The organism is Rhizobium centroccidentale (assembly GCF_030182565.1).
In the GTDB taxonomy this organism is placed as follows: domain Bacteria; phylum Pseudomonadota; class Alphaproteobacteria; order Rhizobiales; family Rhizobiaceae; genus Rhizobium.
Genome location: NZ_JAQJCG010000005.1, coordinates 144,532 through 160,991 on the forward strand (window position 1 = coordinate 144,532; position 16,460 = coordinate 160,991).

18 protein-coding genes are annotated in these 16,460 nt (G+C 58.9%); 5 read left to right on the forward strand and 13 right to left on the reverse strand.

Annotated features, from left to right (window positions below; genetic code table 11):
- Window positions 1–66: 66 nt before the first annotated feature.
- The 7 genes from PH562_RS09140 to PH562_RS09170 all read right to left on the reverse strand — a co-directional run bounded on the left by PH562_RS09140 (window position 67) and on the right by PH562_RS09170 (window position 6,435).
- A complete protein-coding gene (locus PH562_RS09140; RefSeq protein WP_285172739.1) occupies window positions 67–900 on the reverse strand; it encodes a phosphatidate cytidylyltransferase in 834 nt (277 codons plus the stop codon).
- Window positions 900–1,688: an isoprenyl transferase gene (locus tag PH562_RS09145; protein ID WP_285172740.1), complete on the reverse strand. Its 789-nt coding sequence runs from the start codon at window positions 1,686–1,688 to the stop codon at window positions 900–902. The genes PH562_RS09140 and PH562_RS09145 overlap by 1 nt, the downstream gene beginning before the upstream one ends.
- A 68-nt stretch (window positions 1,689–1,756) precedes the next feature.
- On the reverse strand, window positions 1,757–2,317 hold the full coding sequence (gene frr / locus PH562_RS09150; protein ID WP_113233405.1) for a ribosome recycling factor: 561 nt from the start codon (window positions 2,315–2,317) through the stop codon (window positions 1,757–1,759).
- 56 nt (window positions 2,318–2,373) lie between these two features.
- Window positions 2,374–3,093 (reverse strand): UMP kinase, encoded by a 720-nt coding sequence (pyrH, locus tag PH562_RS09155; RefSeq protein ID WP_112507274.1) that lies wholly within the window; start codon window positions 3,091–3,093, stop codon window positions 2,374–2,376.
- Between the two features lie 238 nt (window positions 3,094–3,331).
- Window positions 3,332–4,258 (reverse strand): translation elongation factor Ts, encoded by a 927-nt coding sequence (gene tsf / locus PH562_RS09160; RefSeq protein WP_285172741.1) that lies wholly within the window; start codon window positions 4,256–4,258, stop codon window positions 3,332–3,334.
- Between the two features lie 376 nt (window positions 4,259–4,634).
- The gene (gene rpsB, locus PH562_RS09165; RefSeq protein ID WP_069612086.1) at window positions 4,635–5,402 is read right to left on the reverse strand and encodes a 30S ribosomal protein S2; all 768 of its coding nucleotides are present in this window, start codon (window positions 5,400–5,402) and stop codon (window positions 4,635–4,637) included.
- A gap of 205 nt (window positions 5,403–5,607) precedes the next feature.
- The gene (locus tag PH562_RS09170; RefSeq protein ID WP_113233403.1) at window positions 5,608–6,435 is read right to left on the reverse strand and encodes a cell envelope integrity EipB family protein; all 828 of its coding nucleotides are present in this window, start codon (window positions 6,433–6,435) and stop codon (window positions 5,608–5,610) included.
- Window positions 6,436–6,571: 136 nt separating this feature from the next.
- Between PH562_RS09170 and PH562_RS09175 the strand changes: the two genes are divergently transcribed.
- The 4 genes from PH562_RS09175 to PH562_RS09190 all read left to right on the forward strand — a co-directional run bounded on the left by PH562_RS09175 (window position 6,572) and on the right by PH562_RS09190 (window position 9,538).
- Window positions 6,572–7,039 (forward strand): RidA family protein, encoded by a 468-nt coding sequence (locus tag PH562_RS09175; RefSeq protein WP_113233402.1) that lies wholly within the window; start codon window positions 6,572–6,574, stop codon window positions 7,037–7,039.
- Entirely contained in the window at window positions 7,039–7,758 is a 720-nt protein-coding gene (locus tag PH562_RS09180) for a glycerophosphodiester phosphodiesterase (protein WP_113233401.1), read from the forward strand. Before PH562_RS09175 ends, PH562_RS09180 begins: the two co-directional genes overlap by 1 nt.
- Window positions 7,759–7,880: 122 nt before the next feature.
- Complete coding sequence (locus tag PH562_RS09185) at window positions 7,881–9,068, forward strand: GNAT family N-acetyltransferase (protein ID WP_285172742.1); 1,188 nt, start codon at window positions 7,881–7,883, stop codon at window positions 9,066–9,068.
- A 41-nt stretch (window positions 9,069–9,109) separates the two neighbouring features.
- Window positions 9,110–9,538: an HIT family protein gene (locus tag PH562_RS09190; RefSeq protein ID WP_285172743.1), complete on the forward strand. Its 429-nt coding sequence runs from the start codon at window positions 9,110–9,112 to the stop codon at window positions 9,536–9,538.
- 109 nt (window positions 9,539–9,647) lie between these two features.
- On the opposite strand, the gene clpA is transcribed toward PH562_RS09190, so the two are convergent.
- The 5 genes from clpA to cysE form a co-directional block, all read right to left on the reverse strand.
- Window positions 9,648–12,182, reverse strand: a complete 2,535-nt coding sequence (gene clpA / locus PH562_RS09195; RefSeq protein ID WP_285172744.1) for an ATP-dependent Clp protease ATP-binding subunit ClpA — start codon at window positions 12,180–12,182, stop codon at window positions 9,648–9,650.
- 10 nt (window positions 12,183–12,192) lie between these two features.
- Entirely contained in the window at window positions 12,193–12,546 is a 354-nt protein-coding gene (gene clpS / locus PH562_RS09200) for an ATP-dependent Clp protease adapter ClpS (RefSeq protein ID WP_041677877.1), read from the reverse strand.
- A gap of 286 nt (window positions 12,547–12,832) precedes the next feature.
- Window positions 12,833–13,198, reverse strand: coding sequence for a phasin family protein (locus PH562_RS09205; protein ID WP_285172745.1), 366 nt, complete (start codon window positions 13,196–13,198; stop codon window positions 12,833–12,835).
- 352 nt (window positions 13,199–13,550) lie between these two features.
- Window positions 13,551–13,754 (reverse strand): DUF3126 family protein, encoded by a 204-nt coding sequence (locus tag PH562_RS09210; RefSeq protein ID WP_015339784.1) that lies wholly within the window; start codon window positions 13,752–13,754, stop codon window positions 13,551–13,553.
- A 124-nt stretch (window positions 13,755–13,878) separates the two neighbouring features.
- Window positions 13,879–14,742, reverse strand: coding sequence for a serine O-acetyltransferase (gene cysE / locus PH562_RS09215; RefSeq protein ID WP_113233396.1), 864 nt, complete (start codon window positions 14,740–14,742; stop codon window positions 13,879–13,881).
- A gap of 76 nt (window positions 14,743–14,818) precedes the next feature.
- On the opposite strand from cysE, the gene PH562_RS09220 reads away from it, so the two are divergent.
- Complete coding sequence (locus PH562_RS09220; protein WP_285172832.1) at window positions 14,819–15,619, forward strand: enoyl-CoA hydratase-related protein; 801 nt, start codon at window positions 14,819–14,821, stop codon at window positions 15,617–15,619.
- A 1-nt stretch (window position 15,620) separates the two neighbouring features.
- Here the strand turns inward: PH562_RS09220 and PH562_RS09225 are convergent, their stop codons facing one another.
- Complete coding sequence (locus PH562_RS09225; RefSeq protein ID WP_285172746.1) at window positions 15,621–16,406, reverse strand: alpha/beta fold hydrolase; 786 nt, start codon at window positions 16,404–16,406, stop codon at window positions 15,621–15,623.
- Between the last annotated feature and the right edge of the window lie 54 nt (window positions 16,407–16,460).

Sequence of the window (16,460 nt, forward strand, 5' to 3'; positions counted from 1 at the left end):
TCTTTCTGTTTTCTCGCAATTCCGGACGGAGAACCGCTGCGCACTTTTCCTCGAATTGCTCTAGTATCAGACCCCGAGCAGAACGCCGCCCAATGAAAAGGTCTCGCCGCTCATTGTCAGCGTTATTACGATAGCCAACAAAAACGCTGCAAAACAAGCAAAAATTAGTCCATCGACCCGATCCATGACGCCGCCATGTCCGGGAATCAGGTGGCTTGAGTCTTTCACGCCAAACTTGCGCTTGACGAACGATTCGAACAGGTCGCCGATCTGACTGCAGACGGAAAGCACCAGGGCAAGGAGAGGAATCCACAGGTCCTCGGCTGAAAAGAAGCTCCAGACCACCGCCGTTCCCGCGATGACGGCCGCGATAGCGCCGCCGATGGCCCCTGACCAGGTCTTGCCCGGCGATATGCTCGGCGCGAGCTTCGGGCCCCCGATAGCGCGGCCGACGAAATAGGCAAAGATGTCCGTCGCCCATACCGTGGCAAAGACGAACAGCATCAGCACGAAGCCGCGAAAATCGTCATCGCGGATCTCGGCAAGGGCAATTGCCGTCAATCCGGAATAGAATATGCCGCCCGGCAGCCACCAGCTCTTTCCACGCACGGCGACCATAATCGCCGTGACAGCAACGAAGGCGGCCAGAACCTCGATGGAATAGACAGATTCGCTCAATGCCGTCGCACCGGCGATCAATACGAGCCCAAGCCAGCCGAGCGCGTTTCCCTGAGGATCGCGGCCGTGCAAATCGGATATCGTCGACCATTCATAATAGACGAGCAGGCCGATCACAGCGGCCAGCAGGCGAAAACCCGAACCGCCATACCAGGTAGCGGCAAGAACGATGACGGCGAGGATGATGCCGGAGATGATGCGCAGCCTGAGTTCGCGGCTCATCAGGACCCCACGGCCGCCGCCTGCTTGGCGGAAAGCCCGCCAAAGCGCCGGTCGCGCGCAGCATATTTCTCCAGTGCGGCGAAGAAGAGATCACGGCTGAAATCGGGCCAATAGTCCGGCACGAACATGAATTCCGAATAGGCCGCCTGCCAGAGCAGGAAATTCGAGAGCCGCTCCTCGCCGCTCGTGCGGATAATGAGATCCGGATCGGGAATGCCGGCGGTGTCCAGACGGGCATCGACCAGCTCCGGAGTGATATCCTGCGGACGCAGCCGCCCGGCCTCGACATCCTTTGCAAGGCCGGCAAAGGCACGCGTGATTTCGTCGCGCGAGCCATAGTTGAAGGCGATGACCAGCGTCAGGGCCGTATTGTTTCTGGTGGTCTCCTCCGCCTCGATCAGCAAGGGCAGGATATCACCGCGAAGGCCGGTGCGATCGCCGATGACGCGGATGCGCACATTCTGGCGGTGAAGCTCGGCAAGGTCCCTCCGGATGAAGGCCTTGAGGAGGCCGAGGAGATCGCTCACCTCCGCCTCGGGCCGGCGCCAATTCTCCGAGGAGAAGGCAAATAGCGTCAGATATTTTATGCCGATATCACCGGCCGCCCGCACTGTCTCCCGAACCGCCTCCACGCCCTTGCGGTGGCCCATGGTACGCGGCAAACCGCGCGCATTGGCCCAGCGACCGTTGCCATCCATAATGATGGCAACGTGTTCAGGTACGACAGAGAACGTAGGAGCTGACATATGGGTCCGGTTTCGTTCGGCGGAAAGATGCTCTGGCCTCATAATCTAGGGCGCAGCCGCCGCTTTCAATATTTGCGAAAATCGAAAGCGCGACACTCCCCAGCATACGATCAGACGTGCATGATTTCCTTTTCTTTGTCGGCTAGCAAGCGGTCGATTTCCGAAATCGTCTCATCCGTCATCTTCTGCACACGTTCGGAGAGAGAGCGGCTCTCGTCCTGGCCGATTACGCCATCCTTTTCGGCCTTTTTGAGGCCATCCATGCCATCGCGGCGCACATGTCGAATCGCCACCTTCGCCTTTTCGGCATATTCATGCGCGACCTTCACCAGCGAGCGGCGACGCTCTTCATTGAGTTCCGGCAGCGGGATGCGCAGATTCTGGCCATCGACGATCGGATTGAGGCCGAGATTGGATTCGCGGATGGCGCGCTCGACAGCGCTGACCATCGACTTGTCCCATACCGACACGGTCAGCATACGCGGCTCCGGCACCGTGATGTTGGCTACCTGGTTCAGCGGCATGCGCGAGCCATAGGCTTCGATCACGACCGGATCGAGAATGTTGGCGGATGCGCGCCCGGTGCGCAGCGAGGCGATGTCGCTCTTGAATGCCGCAATGGCGCCATCCATACGGCGCTTCAGTTCCTTGAGATCACTGGCTTCACTCATGTCTATGCTCCCCTGTAATAAGGCGACACCGGGGCTGACCCGGCGTCACAGGAATGTCAGTTGTCTGATACGATGGTCTTGCGGCCGCCGCCGGTCAAGATTTCCGCGAAGCCGCCCTTCTCGTGAATGGAGAAGACGACGATCGGAATGGAATTTTCGCGTGCAAGCGCCACGGCCGCCACATCCATTACGGCCAGCCCTTTTTCGAGCACCTGACTATGGGTCAGATGGTCGAAGCGCTCGGCATCGGGGAACTTCTTCGGATCGGCGGAATAGATACCGTCGACCTGGGTTCCCTTGAAGATCGCTTCAGCGCCCATTTCGGCGGCACGCAGCGCGGCTGCAGAATCGGTGGTGAAGAACGGATTGCCGGTGCCCCCGGCAAAGATCACTACGCGGCCGAGCGAGAGGTGGTAAAGCGTGGCGCGCTGCGAGAAGCTCTCGCAGATTTCCGGCATGGAGATGGCCGAGAGCACGACGGTGTCGATATCCAGCTTGCGCAGCGAGGTCGCGAGCGCCAGCGCGTTGATGATCGTACCGAGCATCCCCATGTGGTCGCCGGTCACGCGATCCCCGCCCTTTGAGGCTACCGCAACACCGCGAAAAATATTGCCGCCGCCGACCACGACGCCGACCTCGACACCCATGGCGCGCGCTTCGGCGATATCGGAGGCAATCCGGTCTGCAACGGTCACGTCGATGCCAAAACCCTGACTGCCCATCAGAGCTTCACCGGAGGCCTTGAGCAACACGCGCTTGTAGATCGGCTGGGACATCGTAGCTCCTTGAAGTGATCACCGGGGGAATGATTGTGAATGCCGGATACACGAAGGGCACCGCGTTGTCACGCGATGCCCTGACGTTTTCCCTGATATGGTTTCACCAAACCGGGATATGTCTCTTTTCGATCGGGCTTTTCCGCACGTCTTCAAACTGCGGAAAAGCCCTATCGTTTTGTTTCCTTACGCATTCCGAACGGAAAACCGCTACGCACTTTTCCTGGAAATGCTCAGATCAGCCCTTGGCGACAGCCGCAACTTCTGCAGCGAAGTCGCTTTCTTCCTTCTCGACGCCTTCGCCGAGCAGCAGACGGGCCATGCCGGTGATTTCGATCGGGGCGCCGGCGGTCTTTTCAGCTTCCTTGAGGGCAGCACCGACCGTCAGGTCCGGGTTGATGACGAAAGCCTGCGAGAGAAGAGCGACTTCCTCGAAGAACTTGCGCATGCGGCCTTCGACCATCTTTTCGATGATGGCTTCCGGCTTGCCGGATTCGCGGGACTGCTCGATGAAGACGTTGCGTTCGCGCTCAGCGACGGCGGCATCGACTTCTTCAGCACGGATAGCCAGCGGGTTGGTGGCAGCAATGTGCATGGCGATCTGGCGGCCGATCGACGTCAGAACGGCCTTGTCACCGACCGACTTAAGAGCGACCAGAACGCCGAGCTTGCCGATACCGTCGCCGGCAGCGTTATGGATGTAAGTCGCCACGACGCCGTGCTCGACTTCCAGCTTGGCCGCACGACGGAGCGTCATGTTCTCGCCGATGGTTGCGATCGCGTCCTTGATCGCGTCGGCGACCGCCTTGCCGGATGCCGGATAGGTCGCAGCCGAAATGGCTTCGACCGTACCGTTGGTGGACAGCGCAACTTCGGCGATGCCGCGAGCGAGGTCCTGGAAGGCATCGTTGCGGGCAACGAAGTCGGTTTCGGAGTTGAGCTCAACAACAACGGCCTTGTGACCGGCGCCGGCAATAGCGATCAGGCCTTCAGCGGCGGTGCGGCCGGACTTCTTGTCGGCCTTGGAGATGCCCTTGGCGCGCAGCCAATCGATCGCGGCTTCGATATCGCCGTTCGTCTCGGTCAGCGCCTTCTTGCAGTCCATCATGCCTGCGCCAGACTTTTCGCGCAGTTCTTTCACCAGTGCAGCCGTAATCTCGGTCATAAGCTTCCTCTTGTCGGTTCATACGGTGCGGCGAAGGGCGTCAAGCCGAAGCGGCACCGATTTGAGGGACGAAATGTACCCGTAAGTATGACAGCGTTATGAAGCAGCGTCATACTGTGGAATTCTTGATTGGAACGTGCCTGGATTTTCCGCCTACAGCGCCGCGCGTCACAGATGGCGCGTAAAGGTCGCTGTAGCACTTTAAATCTGCTGCATAATTTACCCTTAAATCGATTGGGATTTAAGGAATTATGCAGCGGGCAAGCAGTTACCAAAAACGCAATAAGGCCGCTCGAACTTGTTGAAGTCGCAAACGGCCTTATCCCGGATGTCATTGCGCTTGGGCGGACAGTTTATTGTCCGCCTCTTGGCGCGATCAGGCTTCGGTGCCGTCCGCCAGGGTCGGCTCGACCGGAGCTTCTTCAGAAGCGCCGAGGTCACGGCCCGATGCGCTCTGCTGGCGAGCAATGCCGTCGATGGCAGCGCGCGAGATCAGGTCGCAGTAAAGAGCGATGGCGCGCGATGCGTCGTCGTTGCCCGGGATCGGGTAGTCGATCAGGTCCGGATCGCAGTTCGAGTCGATGATGGCGACGACCGGGATACCGAGGCGCTTGGCTTCGTCGATCGCGATCTTTTCCTTGTTGGTGTCGATGATGAACATCAGGTCCGGCGTGCCGCCCATGTCCTTGATACCGCCGAGGGCCTTGTCGAGCTTTTCGCGCTCGCGCTCAAGGTTCAGACGCTCCTTCTTGGTGAAGCCCTGGGCTTCGCCGGAGAGGATTTCGTCGAGCTTGCGCAGACGCTGGATCGAGTTGGAGATCGTCTTCCAGTTGGTCATCATGCCGCCGAGCCAGCGGGCGTTGACGTAATACTGAGCCGAACGCTTTGCGCTATCGGCGATCAGTTCGGACGCTTGACGCTTGGTGCCGACGAACAGAACGCGGCCGCCGCGGGCAACGGTGTCGCTGACAACCTGCAGAGCGCGGCTCAGCAACGGAACCGTCTGGGCGAGGTCGATGATGTGGATGTTGTTACGATCGCCGAAAATGTACGGCTTCATCTTCGGGTTCCAGCGGTGCGTCTGGTGGCCGAAGTGAACACCTGCTTCGAGAAGCTGGCGCATAGAAAAATCGGGCAATGCCATGCCTTTGTATCCTTTTCCGGTTGAACCTCCGCAAGGCGAACAGCATCCTCTTCGAGAATGCCACCGGGCGGAAAAATCCGGATTTCTCCCGGACAATCCCATGCCTTACGTGTGGAATGCGGGTGCCCATACATTCGATTCGCATGGAATGCAAGGCTTGAGGCTCAAAATAACCGATTCTTATCTCAATCCATCCCGCAGCGAGCTATTGGCACGCCTTCGTACCGAGAACTTCAAGCTTGGTGAGCTTGCCGGTCAGCACGAAGTCGCCATAATCCATGGTGAGGTCGCGCGTGATGCCGTTCTCGTAGAGTTTAAAGGACATGCGGTAGACGGGTATGGCGTCGCCCGCGGACTTTTCGTTGAAATAAGCCACAGTCACCGGCCAGAAAGGCGTCTTGGAGAAGGCACCAGCCTTGTCGGCATCGGGATCGTCCGTTGCCGGCGTCTGCTCCTTACCCACGACGGTGGTCGCGATCAGCGGCTTGTCGCCGTCATCCGAACCATCGAAAACCTGTGCCTCGAAGAAATTCTTGCCGAGCTTCGCATTATGAATGATGTCGAGCATGTGCTCCGTCGGGAAGCGGCTCTCGATGATCTGGACTTGCTTGTTCTGCGGCTGCGTGAGATCGACCTTGATGCCCTTCTGGTCGTCGCTTGCGGCGCCGCGTACGTCCTTGTCGAGCTGGCTGTCGGTATAGGATTTGGTTTCGAAGCGGAACAGGCGCTTGCCGAGATCCTCGAAAGTCGTCGTCTGCTGGTCGCTGACGCGCGTTGAGTCACCCGTATCGATCTTCGTCACGAAACGGAAATTGGTGGTGAATCCGGTGCAATCGGAGCCTTCGAACTCATAGACCATGCGGCCGACCATGCCGGAAATGCCGGAGCGGTCAGAGGCATCCTTCAGTTCGAGATCATAGACGGCGCGATGCGCGATCAGCCCACTCGGACCGGCCGCATAGGCTGCCGAGGTTCCCAGTGACAGAATGCTCAGGCCCGAAACGACGGTAGCAGCAAGACTCGAGCGGAACATTCATTATCTCCTGTTGGACTCGCACGCGATGTTATAAGAACGCTTTCGGCTGAAACGAGGCTGCCGATCCTAAGTGACGGAATTTAGTCTTGATGCCGGATTTTTGAAGTTTTTACAACAAAACGGGAGATGAATAATGTCCGACGCTATCGAGGGCCGCCTGAAGGAACTCGGCATCGTTCTGCCGCAAGCTGCAGCTCCGGCCGCCAATTACGTTCCCTATGTCATCAGCGGCAATCTTCTGTATCTGTCGGGCCAGCTGCCGATGGAAAACGGCAAGATCGGCGTGACAGGCCATCTCGGCAAGGACGTCGACGTGGCCGCCGGCCAGCGTGCGGCAGAGCTCTGCGCCATCAATATTCTCGCCCAGGCGAAAGCTGCCCTCGGCGGCGATCTCGGCCGGATCAAGCGGCTGATCAAGCTCAACGGCTTCGTTGCCTCAACACCCGATTTCGTCGAACAGCACCTTGTGATCAACGGCGCATCCAATCTTCTGGCAAACGTACTGGGCGAAGCCGGCAAGCATGCCCGCGCCGCTGTCGGCATGGCCGCCCTGCCGCTCAATGCCGCCGTTGAAATCGATGCCATTCTGGAAATTGCATAATGAGCAAGCTTGCCTGGTTGACCGAGCGTCCCGTCGCTCACCGCGGCTATCACGACATGAACAAGGAGGTTTGGGAGAATACGCTCTCGGCCTTCAGCCGCGCCATCGAGGCGGGTTTTGCCATCGAATGCGACCTGCACTACGCCTCGGACGGCGTTCCGGTGGTCTTCCATGACGACGACCTCCAGCGCGTCTGCAATCTGCCGGGCGAAGTGCGCGAACGCACTTCCGCCGAGCTCGGTCTGCTGTCGGTCGGCGGTACCAAGGACAAGATCCCGACGCTGAAGCAGCTCCTGCAGCTTTGCGGCGGCAAGGTGCCGCTGGTGCTGGAGCTCAAGGGACGCGAAGGCGATGACGATGGCTTTGCGGAATCCGTGCTCGAAGTGCTGGAAGGCTACAAGGGGCATGTAGCGCTGATGAGTTTCGACCATTGGCTGCTGAAGGATCTTAAAAGCCTGGAAGCGCCCTACCCTGTGGGACTGACCGCTGAAGGAAACAAGCCTGAGACGTTTTTTCAGCATGACGAAGCCATGCATCTTGGGTTAGACTTCATTTCGTACTTCTACGGCCACCTGCCGAACCCCTTTGTTACGGCGCAACGCCAGCGCGGTATTCCGGTCATCACCTGGACCGTGCGCGACGAAGCGGCCCGCAAACATACATTTGCCAATGCAGACCAGATGACCTTCGAAGGTTTTGATCCGCGCCTGGCCTCGTAAATCGGCATCGATTGAAGGAGAGGCTTTGCGCATACCCAAATTGCCGCTGCGCCGACGGCACGCCCATCGGGCGGAGGCGCAGCGGTGAGAGCCCCTCCCTTCCTTCCAAGCGCAAGACCTTGATGACAGACGAATTATCCATTCGAGTCGAACGATCCTTCAAGAACATCGCCCCGGAGAGCTGGTCCAAGCTCGCCGGAGCGTCCAGAACCGGCACCGTCCTGCCCTACAATCCCTTTGTCTCGCACGCCTTCCTCTCATCGCTGGAGGAGTCCGGCTCCGCAACCGACAAGACGGGATGGCTCGGCAATCATCTGCTGCTCGAAACCGACGGCGGCGAATTGCTTGGTGCCGTCGCGGGCTACCTGAAGAGCCATAGCCAGGGCGAATATGTCTTCGATCATGGCTGGGCCGATGCCTTCGAACGAGCCGACGGCCGCTATTATCCGAAGCTGCAGTGCTCCATTCCCTTCACGCCCGCCACCGGACCGCGGCTGCTCGTCGCCGAGGGACAGGATCGGAGTGTGCTGCAGCCGGCGCTTGCCGAGAGCCTGAAAGAGGTCACCCGACAGCTCGGCGTTTCCTCGGCGCACATCACCTTCTTGCCGGAAGACGAGGTTTCGGTTTTCGAAACCGACGGCTATCTGCATCGCACCGACCAGCAGTTCCACTTCATCAACGAGGGTTACGCCGATCACGACGCTTTCCTGGAGACGCTGGCATCGCGCAAGCGCAAGGCGCTAAAGAAGGAACGGCGCGCGGCGGTCGAGCACGGCATCACCATCGACTGGCTGACCGGCAGCGATCTGACCGAAGGCCTATGGGACCAGTTCTTCGCCTTCTATATGGATACAGGCAGCCGCAAATGGGGCCGCCCCTACCTCACGCGGAAATTCTATTCGCTGATCGGCGAGCGTATGCCTGACGATATCCTGCTCGTCATGGCCAAGCGTGAGGGACGTTACATCGCCGGCGCCATCAACTTCATCGGCGGCGAGACGCTTTACGGCCGCCATTGGGGATGCATCGAGGATCATCCCTTCCTGCATTTCGAAGTCTGCTATCATCAGGCGATCGATTTTGCGCTGAGCAAAGGCTTGAAGCGCGTGGAAGCCGGAGCACAGGGCGAGCACAAGCTGGCGCGCGGCTATCTTCCCGTCATCACGCATTCCGCGCATTATATCGGCCATCAGGGTCTGCGGCGCGCCGTCGCCGACTACCTGGAGCATGAGCGGGAACAAGTGGAGGAGATGAGCGAAATTCTTACAGAGCACAGTCCCTTCCGCAAGGGTGAGCGGCAGGATATCTAACCGTTCGGCATAAACACAAACCCAAGACGAGGAGACCCTGGATGACCAGCCCCGCCTATGACGACAACAATATCTTCGCAAAGATCCTGAAGGGCGATATTCCTTCCTACCGCGTCTACGAGGATGAGCACACCGTCGCCTTCATGGATGTGATGCCGCAGTCGCCGGGCCATACGCTTGTCGTGCCGAAGGCACCCTCGCGCAATATTTTCGATGCCGATCCGGCCGCGCTGCAGCATGCTATCACGGTGGTACAAAAGATCGCCGTGGCCGTTCGGGACGCCTTCGACGCGGATGGCGTCTATATCGCGCAGTTCAACGAGCCCCCCGCGGGACAAACCGTCTTCCATCTGCATTTCCACGTTATCCCGCGCATCGAGGGCGTCGCGCTGAAGCCGCATTCGGGCAAGATGGAGGATGGCGCTGTGCTGGCGGAAAACGCAAGGAAGATCATCGAAGCGCTGGCTTGATGCGCTGAGATTCTCAAGTCTTCTCTGAGGTTTTCCTCATAACCATATAAAAACGGCTGCATTATCTCTAGTGCAGCCGTTTCATTCTTCTCAAATCACCGATCGGCGACTACTTACGCGGAACCTTCGGAACCGTGCCGCCGCCCTTGCGCGGCGACTTGCCTTCGGACTCGTCGCTTTCGCTCGACGTCGAAGCCTTGGCCGAGCGGCGGCTGTCAGCTGCCGTTGCAGCCTTGCCGACGCGGCTTCTGGCCTTGACGGTGGTGTCGCCGTCATCCTCTTCCACCTCGGTCGGCACATCGCCCACTTCGGCTTCCGGCTTCGGCCGGATCGGAGCGGTGTCGGCGATCGCTTCGAGCAGGATGCCGGTCGAGCCGTCTTCCTTCTTGCCGACGGTGACGTTGACGACGCCGCCCTTCTTCAGCTTGCCGAAGAGGATTTCATTGGCCAGCGGCTTCTTGATGCTTTCCTGGATGACGCGCGCCAGCGGACGGGCGCCCATCTTATCGTCGTAACCCTTCTCGGACAGCCATGCGATGGCGTCCTCGTGCAAGTCGAAGGTAACGTTCCGTTCGGAAAGCTGCGCTTCCAGCTGCATGATGAACTTCTGCACGACCTTGTGGATAACGGTCGTCGGCAACGGCGCGAAGGGAATGACAGCATCCAGACGGTTGCGGAATTCCGGCGTGAACAGGCGATTGAGAGCCTCTTCATCCTCGCCCGTACGCTTGGACGAACCGAAGCCGATCGCGGCCTTGGCCATTTCCGAAGCGCCCGCATTGGTCGTCATGATCAGGATGACGTTGCGGAAGTCGATCTTCTTGCCGTTATGGTCTGTCAGCGCGCCATGGTCCATGACCTGCAGCAGGATATTGAAGATATCCGGATGCGCCTTCTCGATTTCGTCGAGCAGAACCACGCTGTGCGGATGCTGATCGACGCCATCGGTCAGCAGACCGCCCTGGTCGAAGCCGACATAGCCGGGAGGTGCACCGAGCAGACGAGAAACCGTATGGCGCTCCATGTATTCCGACATATCGAAGCGTAGCAGTTCGACGCCGAGCGACGAGGCAAGCTGTTTGGCAACTTCCGTCTTGCCGACACCGGTGGGGCCGGAGAAGACGTAGCAGCCGATCGGCTTGTTCGGCTCGCGCAAGCCCGCACGTGCCAGCTTGATCGAGGTCGACAGTGCTTCGATCGCCGTATCCTGGCCGTAGACGACCGAACGCAGTTCCTGCTCGAGATTGGCGAGCACCATCTCGTCATCCTTGGAAACCGTCTTCGGCGGAATGCGGGCCATGGTCGCAATCGTCGCTTCGATCTCCTTTTCGGTGATCAGCTTGCGGCGCTTGGACGGCGGCAGCAGCATCTGGGCCGCACCAGTCTCGTCGATCACGTCGATCGCCTTATCCGGCAGCTTGCGGTCGGAGATATAGCGCGCCGACAGCTCGACAGCCGTCTTGATGGCGTCGTTCGAGTAGCGCAGGTGATGGTACTCTTCGAAATAGGGCTTCAGGCCCTTCATGATTTCGATGGCATCCTCGATGCTCGGCTCATTGACGTCGATCTTCTGGAAGCGGCGGACGAGCGCCCGGTCCTTCTCGAAGAACTGACGATATTCCTTATAGGTGGTCGAACCGATGCAACGGATCGCGCCTGAGGAAAGGGCCGGCTTCAATAGGTTCGATGCGTCCATCGCGCCGCCGGAGGTGGCGCCTGCACCGATGACGGTGTGGATCTCGTCGATGAACAGCACGGCGCCCGGATACTCCTCAAGCTCTTTGACGACCTGCTTCAGGCGTTCTTCGAAATCGCCGCGATAACGGGTGCCGGCAAGCAGCGTACCCATATCGAGCGAAAAGATCGTGGCATCGGCAAGCGCTTCCGGAACCTTGCCCTCGACGATCCGCTTGGCAAGACCTTCGGCAATCGCCGTCTTACCCACGCCGGGATCGCCGACGTAGAGCGGATTGTTCTTCGAGCGGCGGCATAGCACCTGGATGGTGCGGTTGACCTCGGAATTGCGGCCGATCAGCGGATCGATCTTGCCGTTCTTGGCCTTCTCGTTGAGGTTGACGCAATAGGCCTTCAGCGCGTCCTGCTGCTTCTTGCCATTGCCCTCCTCCTGCTCGCCGCGGGAAGTCGGCTTGCTTTCGGATTCGCTTTCCTCGGCGCCGCGCGGCGTGCGGGTCTGGGAGGAACCCGGGCGCTTGCCGATGCCGTGCGAGATATAGTTGACCGCGTCATAGCGGGTCATTTCCTGCTCCTGCAGGAAGAAGGCAGCATGGCTTTCCCGCTCCGCGAAAATCGCGACGAGAACATTGGCGCCCGTCACTTCCTCGCGGCCGGAAGATTGCACATGGATCACGGCACGCTGGATGACGCGCTGGAAGCCGGAGGTCGGCTTCGAGTCCTCATCATAGCCCGTGACCAGGTTGGAGAGTTCATTATCGACGTATTCAGTCAGAGTCTTACGGAGCGCGTCGAGATCAACATTGCACGCGCCCATGACAGCTGCGGCATCGGCGTCGTCTACCAGCGCCAAAAGCAGATGTTCCAGCGTGGCATACTCGTGATGCCGCTCGTTCGCGTAGGTCAGTGCCTGATGCAGCGCCTTCTCAAGACTAGGCGAAAATGTTGGCACGTTCAGATCCTCACTTCTTTTCCATAACACATTGCAGCGGATGCTGGTGCTGCCGGGCAAAGTCCATCACCTGGCTCACCTTCGTTTCGGCTACTTCATATGTATATATCCCGCACTCACCCACGCCGTGGTTGTGGACATGAAGCATAATGCGGGTGGCACCTTCTAGATCCTTTTGGAAGAAACGCTCCAGGATATGGATCACGAAGTCCATGGGCGTATAGTCGTCATTCAGAAGCAGCACGCGGTACAGGTTCGGTTTTTTGGTCTTGGGCTTGGTCCGCGTGATAACCGAGGTCCCACGGTTTCCGTTGTCCCCGTTCCTTTCGCTGTTGTTTTGCATCCGGATCGGCTCAGCGATCATTTCATTCATTCCTCAAATCATCCGGCAGAAGCTATCGCATTCCGACTTGGCACTGGGTTGGTTTCTTCATTTGGTCGGGCCGGATATCCGAACCTCTAACTTAGTTCATATTGGCGTGATTTTAAGCCCCTTGCGGGACACTGCAATCACAATTCGCTGACAAAGGGGGCTGCGGCCAAAAAAGTCGCTGCATATCGCCACATCCGGTTGGGCGCGTCAAAACGCAAAAGACCGGCCACGCATCGCGCAGCCGGTCTTTCCGGAAATTTTGCCTTTCGGCGAAAGTTTAAGCGGCGGTCGCCGTTGCTGTTGCCTTGTTGGCGGCCTTCGTCGCAGCCGCGACCGGCGCTTCGTAAGGCTTGTAGGCAGTCTTGGCGAGATCGGCATACATTTCGCCAAGCTTGGTGGCTTCGGCAACGAAGTTTTCGTAGGAAGACTTCACATAGCTGCTCTGCAGTTCGAAGGCAGCTTCGAAGCTCTTGACGCCGGCGAGCGTTTCGAAGTGTGCAACACCATCCTGGAAAGACTTCTTGGAGTATTCAGCAGCTTCGGCAGCAATTGCCTGAAAGCCCTTGGTGACATCGGAATAGCTCTTCAGCGCCGTGTCCATGGCTTCCTTGCCCTTCTTGTTCGCTTCATCGAAATTGAACATGCTTCTCCGTCCCTTGTTGGCCGGCCGGCGGCCGGTTTACAGGGACAAAGGTTAAATGCGACGCACAATTAGTCAAGTAGTCTTGTGCGTCGCAATATCCCTTTGCGGTTGCATTTTGAATGACAGCGCGGGGTCGAGGATAATGGGTGCGCCGCATCATTCTGTTTTTCCTAATATATATCATCGCGCCTGCAACCACAGGCTTTGATTAAAATATTGGCATTTGGTCAGAAAGAAGCCGCAAGAGATCAGAACGGCGGCGGAATGATCAAATAGGCAAACACCAAAGAAAAAGGCCGTATTTCAATGAAATACGGCCCGAATATTCGATCGCTATACGAGATCGATATAATTAGAGATCGACGTCCAGAATGGCCATCGAGAAATTATAGGAACGGTCGCCATCCTCGTCATCGATATAGACGACACCCAGAAATTCTTCGCCGAGATAGACTTCCGCAGAATCGTTCTTGCGCGGGCGGGCCTTCACTACGACCTGCGGGTTGAACGTGCGCTTGAAATAGGCGTCGAGTTTCTTGATTTCTTCAGGCTTCACAATGCTTCTCCGTGAGGATCTCGGTTGGCCGCTTCTTGCATAGGAAAAGCGGCAGTGTAAAGACCGGAACCGCGCATAGCTATCCAGCGGCAGCGCAAGCCTCGGAAAATCGAATTGGAACTTCCTAGATTCCCGCACCCATGATCTGATCCACGATCAATTGCTCGGCAAGCAGCTGATCCATCGAGCGAGATGGCTCGGAACACCCTGCTTCTCCGACCACCTTGGCCGGCACGCCTGCAACGGTCGTCTTGGCGGGCACTTCCTTCAGCACCACCGAGCCGGCGGCGATGCGCGAGCAATGGCCGATCTGGATATTGCCCAGGATCTTGGCGCCCGCCCCGATCAAAACGCCATGGGCGATCTTCGGATGGCGGTCGCTGCCCTCCTTGCCGGTGCCGCCGAGCGTGACCCCGTGCAGGATCGAGACGTTGTCGCCGATGACTGCCGTTTCGCCCACGACGAGGCCGGTCGCGTGATCAAGGAAGATACCCTTGCCGATGCGCGCCGCCGGATTGATGTCAGTCTGGAAAACGCTGGAGGAGCGACTCTGCAGATAGAGCGCGAAATCGCGGCGGCCGCGATTATGGAGCCAATGCGCAAGCCGGTGCGTCTGCAGCGCATGAAAGCCCTTGAAGTAGAGCACAGGCTCCAAGAACCGCAGGCAGGCGGGATCGCGATCATAGACGGCCTGGATATCGACACGGAGGATCGATCCCCATTCCGGCCAGTCGGCCAGCATTTCTTCAAATGTCTGCCGCAAAAGGATGGCCTGCAGATCCGGATGGTCGAGCCGCTCGCAGATGCGATAGATGACGCATTCTTCCAGCGAACGATGGTTTATGATCGTCGAATAGAGGAAGGCGGCAAGGAGCGGGTCCCTTTCGGCAGCGGTGCGCGCTTCCTCGCGCATGCTGTCCCAGATCGGGTCCATGACCTTCACTGCGCCCAAGCCTTCTACCTGGCGAATATCCGTTGCTGCGACCATTGGCGGTCTCCCGATTTTCTGTCAGGGCTGCATTATATAGAATAAAAGCCACGCAACACAAATGGGTTGGTCGCAGATGAATTTCGAGCATGACTTTGCCGGCGGTCTCATTCAAGCGACATGCAGCGACGCCATAGGGACGATTGTGATCAGCAACCCCGACAGAAAGAATGCGGTGACGGCTGCCATGTGGCGCGCCATCCCGCAGGCCGTGCGCATTCTGACCGATGAAGCCCATGCACATGTGATTGTTCTGCGCGGCATGGGCGCGGATTTTTCGGCCGGCGCCGATATCAGCGAATTCGACAGCGTACGCAAGAACTCCGAGACCGCGGTCGCCTATGAGGCGCTGAACAGCCAGGCATTCGAGGCTATGCGTCACTGCCGCGTGCCGACGATCGCCGCAATCCGCGGCATCTGCTATGGCGGCGGCTTCGGGCTTGCCGCCGCCTGCGATCTGCGGATTGCCGAACGGGGCGCGCGATTCTGCGTGCCCGCCGCCCGCCTCGGCATCGCCTATCCCGCCGACGCCGTGCAGGACATCGTCAACGCGCTCGGAGCGCAGATGACCAAGGTCACGCTCTTCACCGGCGCGCCCATGTCTGGCGAGAAGATGGTTGCAGCCGGCTTTCTTCTGGAGGAAATCGACGCAGAGGTGTTCGATGGCGAAGTATCCGCCCTCGCCCATGCCATCGCCGCCAATGCGCCGATCGCGCTGCACGCTTCGAAACTCGCGATCCGGGCCGTCATCGAGCAGGATGGGGACCTTCTGCGCGAAGCGGAAGTGATCGGCGCCGAGACGTTCGACAGCGCCGATTATGTCGAGGGCCGCGCTGCCTTTGCAGAGCGGCGGAAGCCACACTTCACCGGCAAGTGACTTAGCGCTTGCCGAGACGCTGATAAAATTCGAGAACCGCCGCTTTGAAGATCTTGTCGCCGACGGCGAGCATGTGATCGCGGTTCGGTATGTCGATGACCTCGGCGTTCGGCATCAATGCGGCCAGTTCCTGGCCCGAGCCGGCGATATCGTCCTTGGTGCCGACGGCGATCAGGGTCGGCGCCTCGATCCTTGCCACATCCTCCCTCGAGGCCAGATCGCGTGAGCCTTGGATACAGGCGGCCAGCGCCTGCCGATCGCTTTTCGTCTGTTCGGCAAAGGCGCGGAACATGCGCCCACGTGCATGGGTGACATCATCGAGCGACGGCGCCACCAGCGCGTCCGCAATCGGATCCCAATCGCCGACGCCCTCGACCATGCCGATGCCGAGACCGCCGAGAACCAGCGAGCGGACGCGATCCGGATGAGCGATCGCCATGAAGGTCGAAACACGGGCACCCATGGAATAACCCATGATATGCGCCTCGGGGATGCCCAGATGATCGAGAAGGGCGACGGCATCCTCAGCCATGATCCATGGATGGTAGACATCGGCATCGTAAAGCTTGTCGCTCGCGCCGTGGCCACGGTTGTCGATGGCGATCACGCGATAGCCCGCCTCGCCCAACGTCTTCAGCCAGCCCGGATTGACCCAATTCGCAATCGCCGTCGAGGCGAAGCCGTGGATCAGCAGCACCGGCGGGCCGTTCGGATCGCCATCATCGAAAAAGGCAAGCTTCAATCCGTCTCTGATAAAATGGGACATCGGGGGAGCATTGAGATTCATGGCGTCGTCTTCACAAACTGGATCCTGTTGAGGCCGGACCATATTTTATCGGCG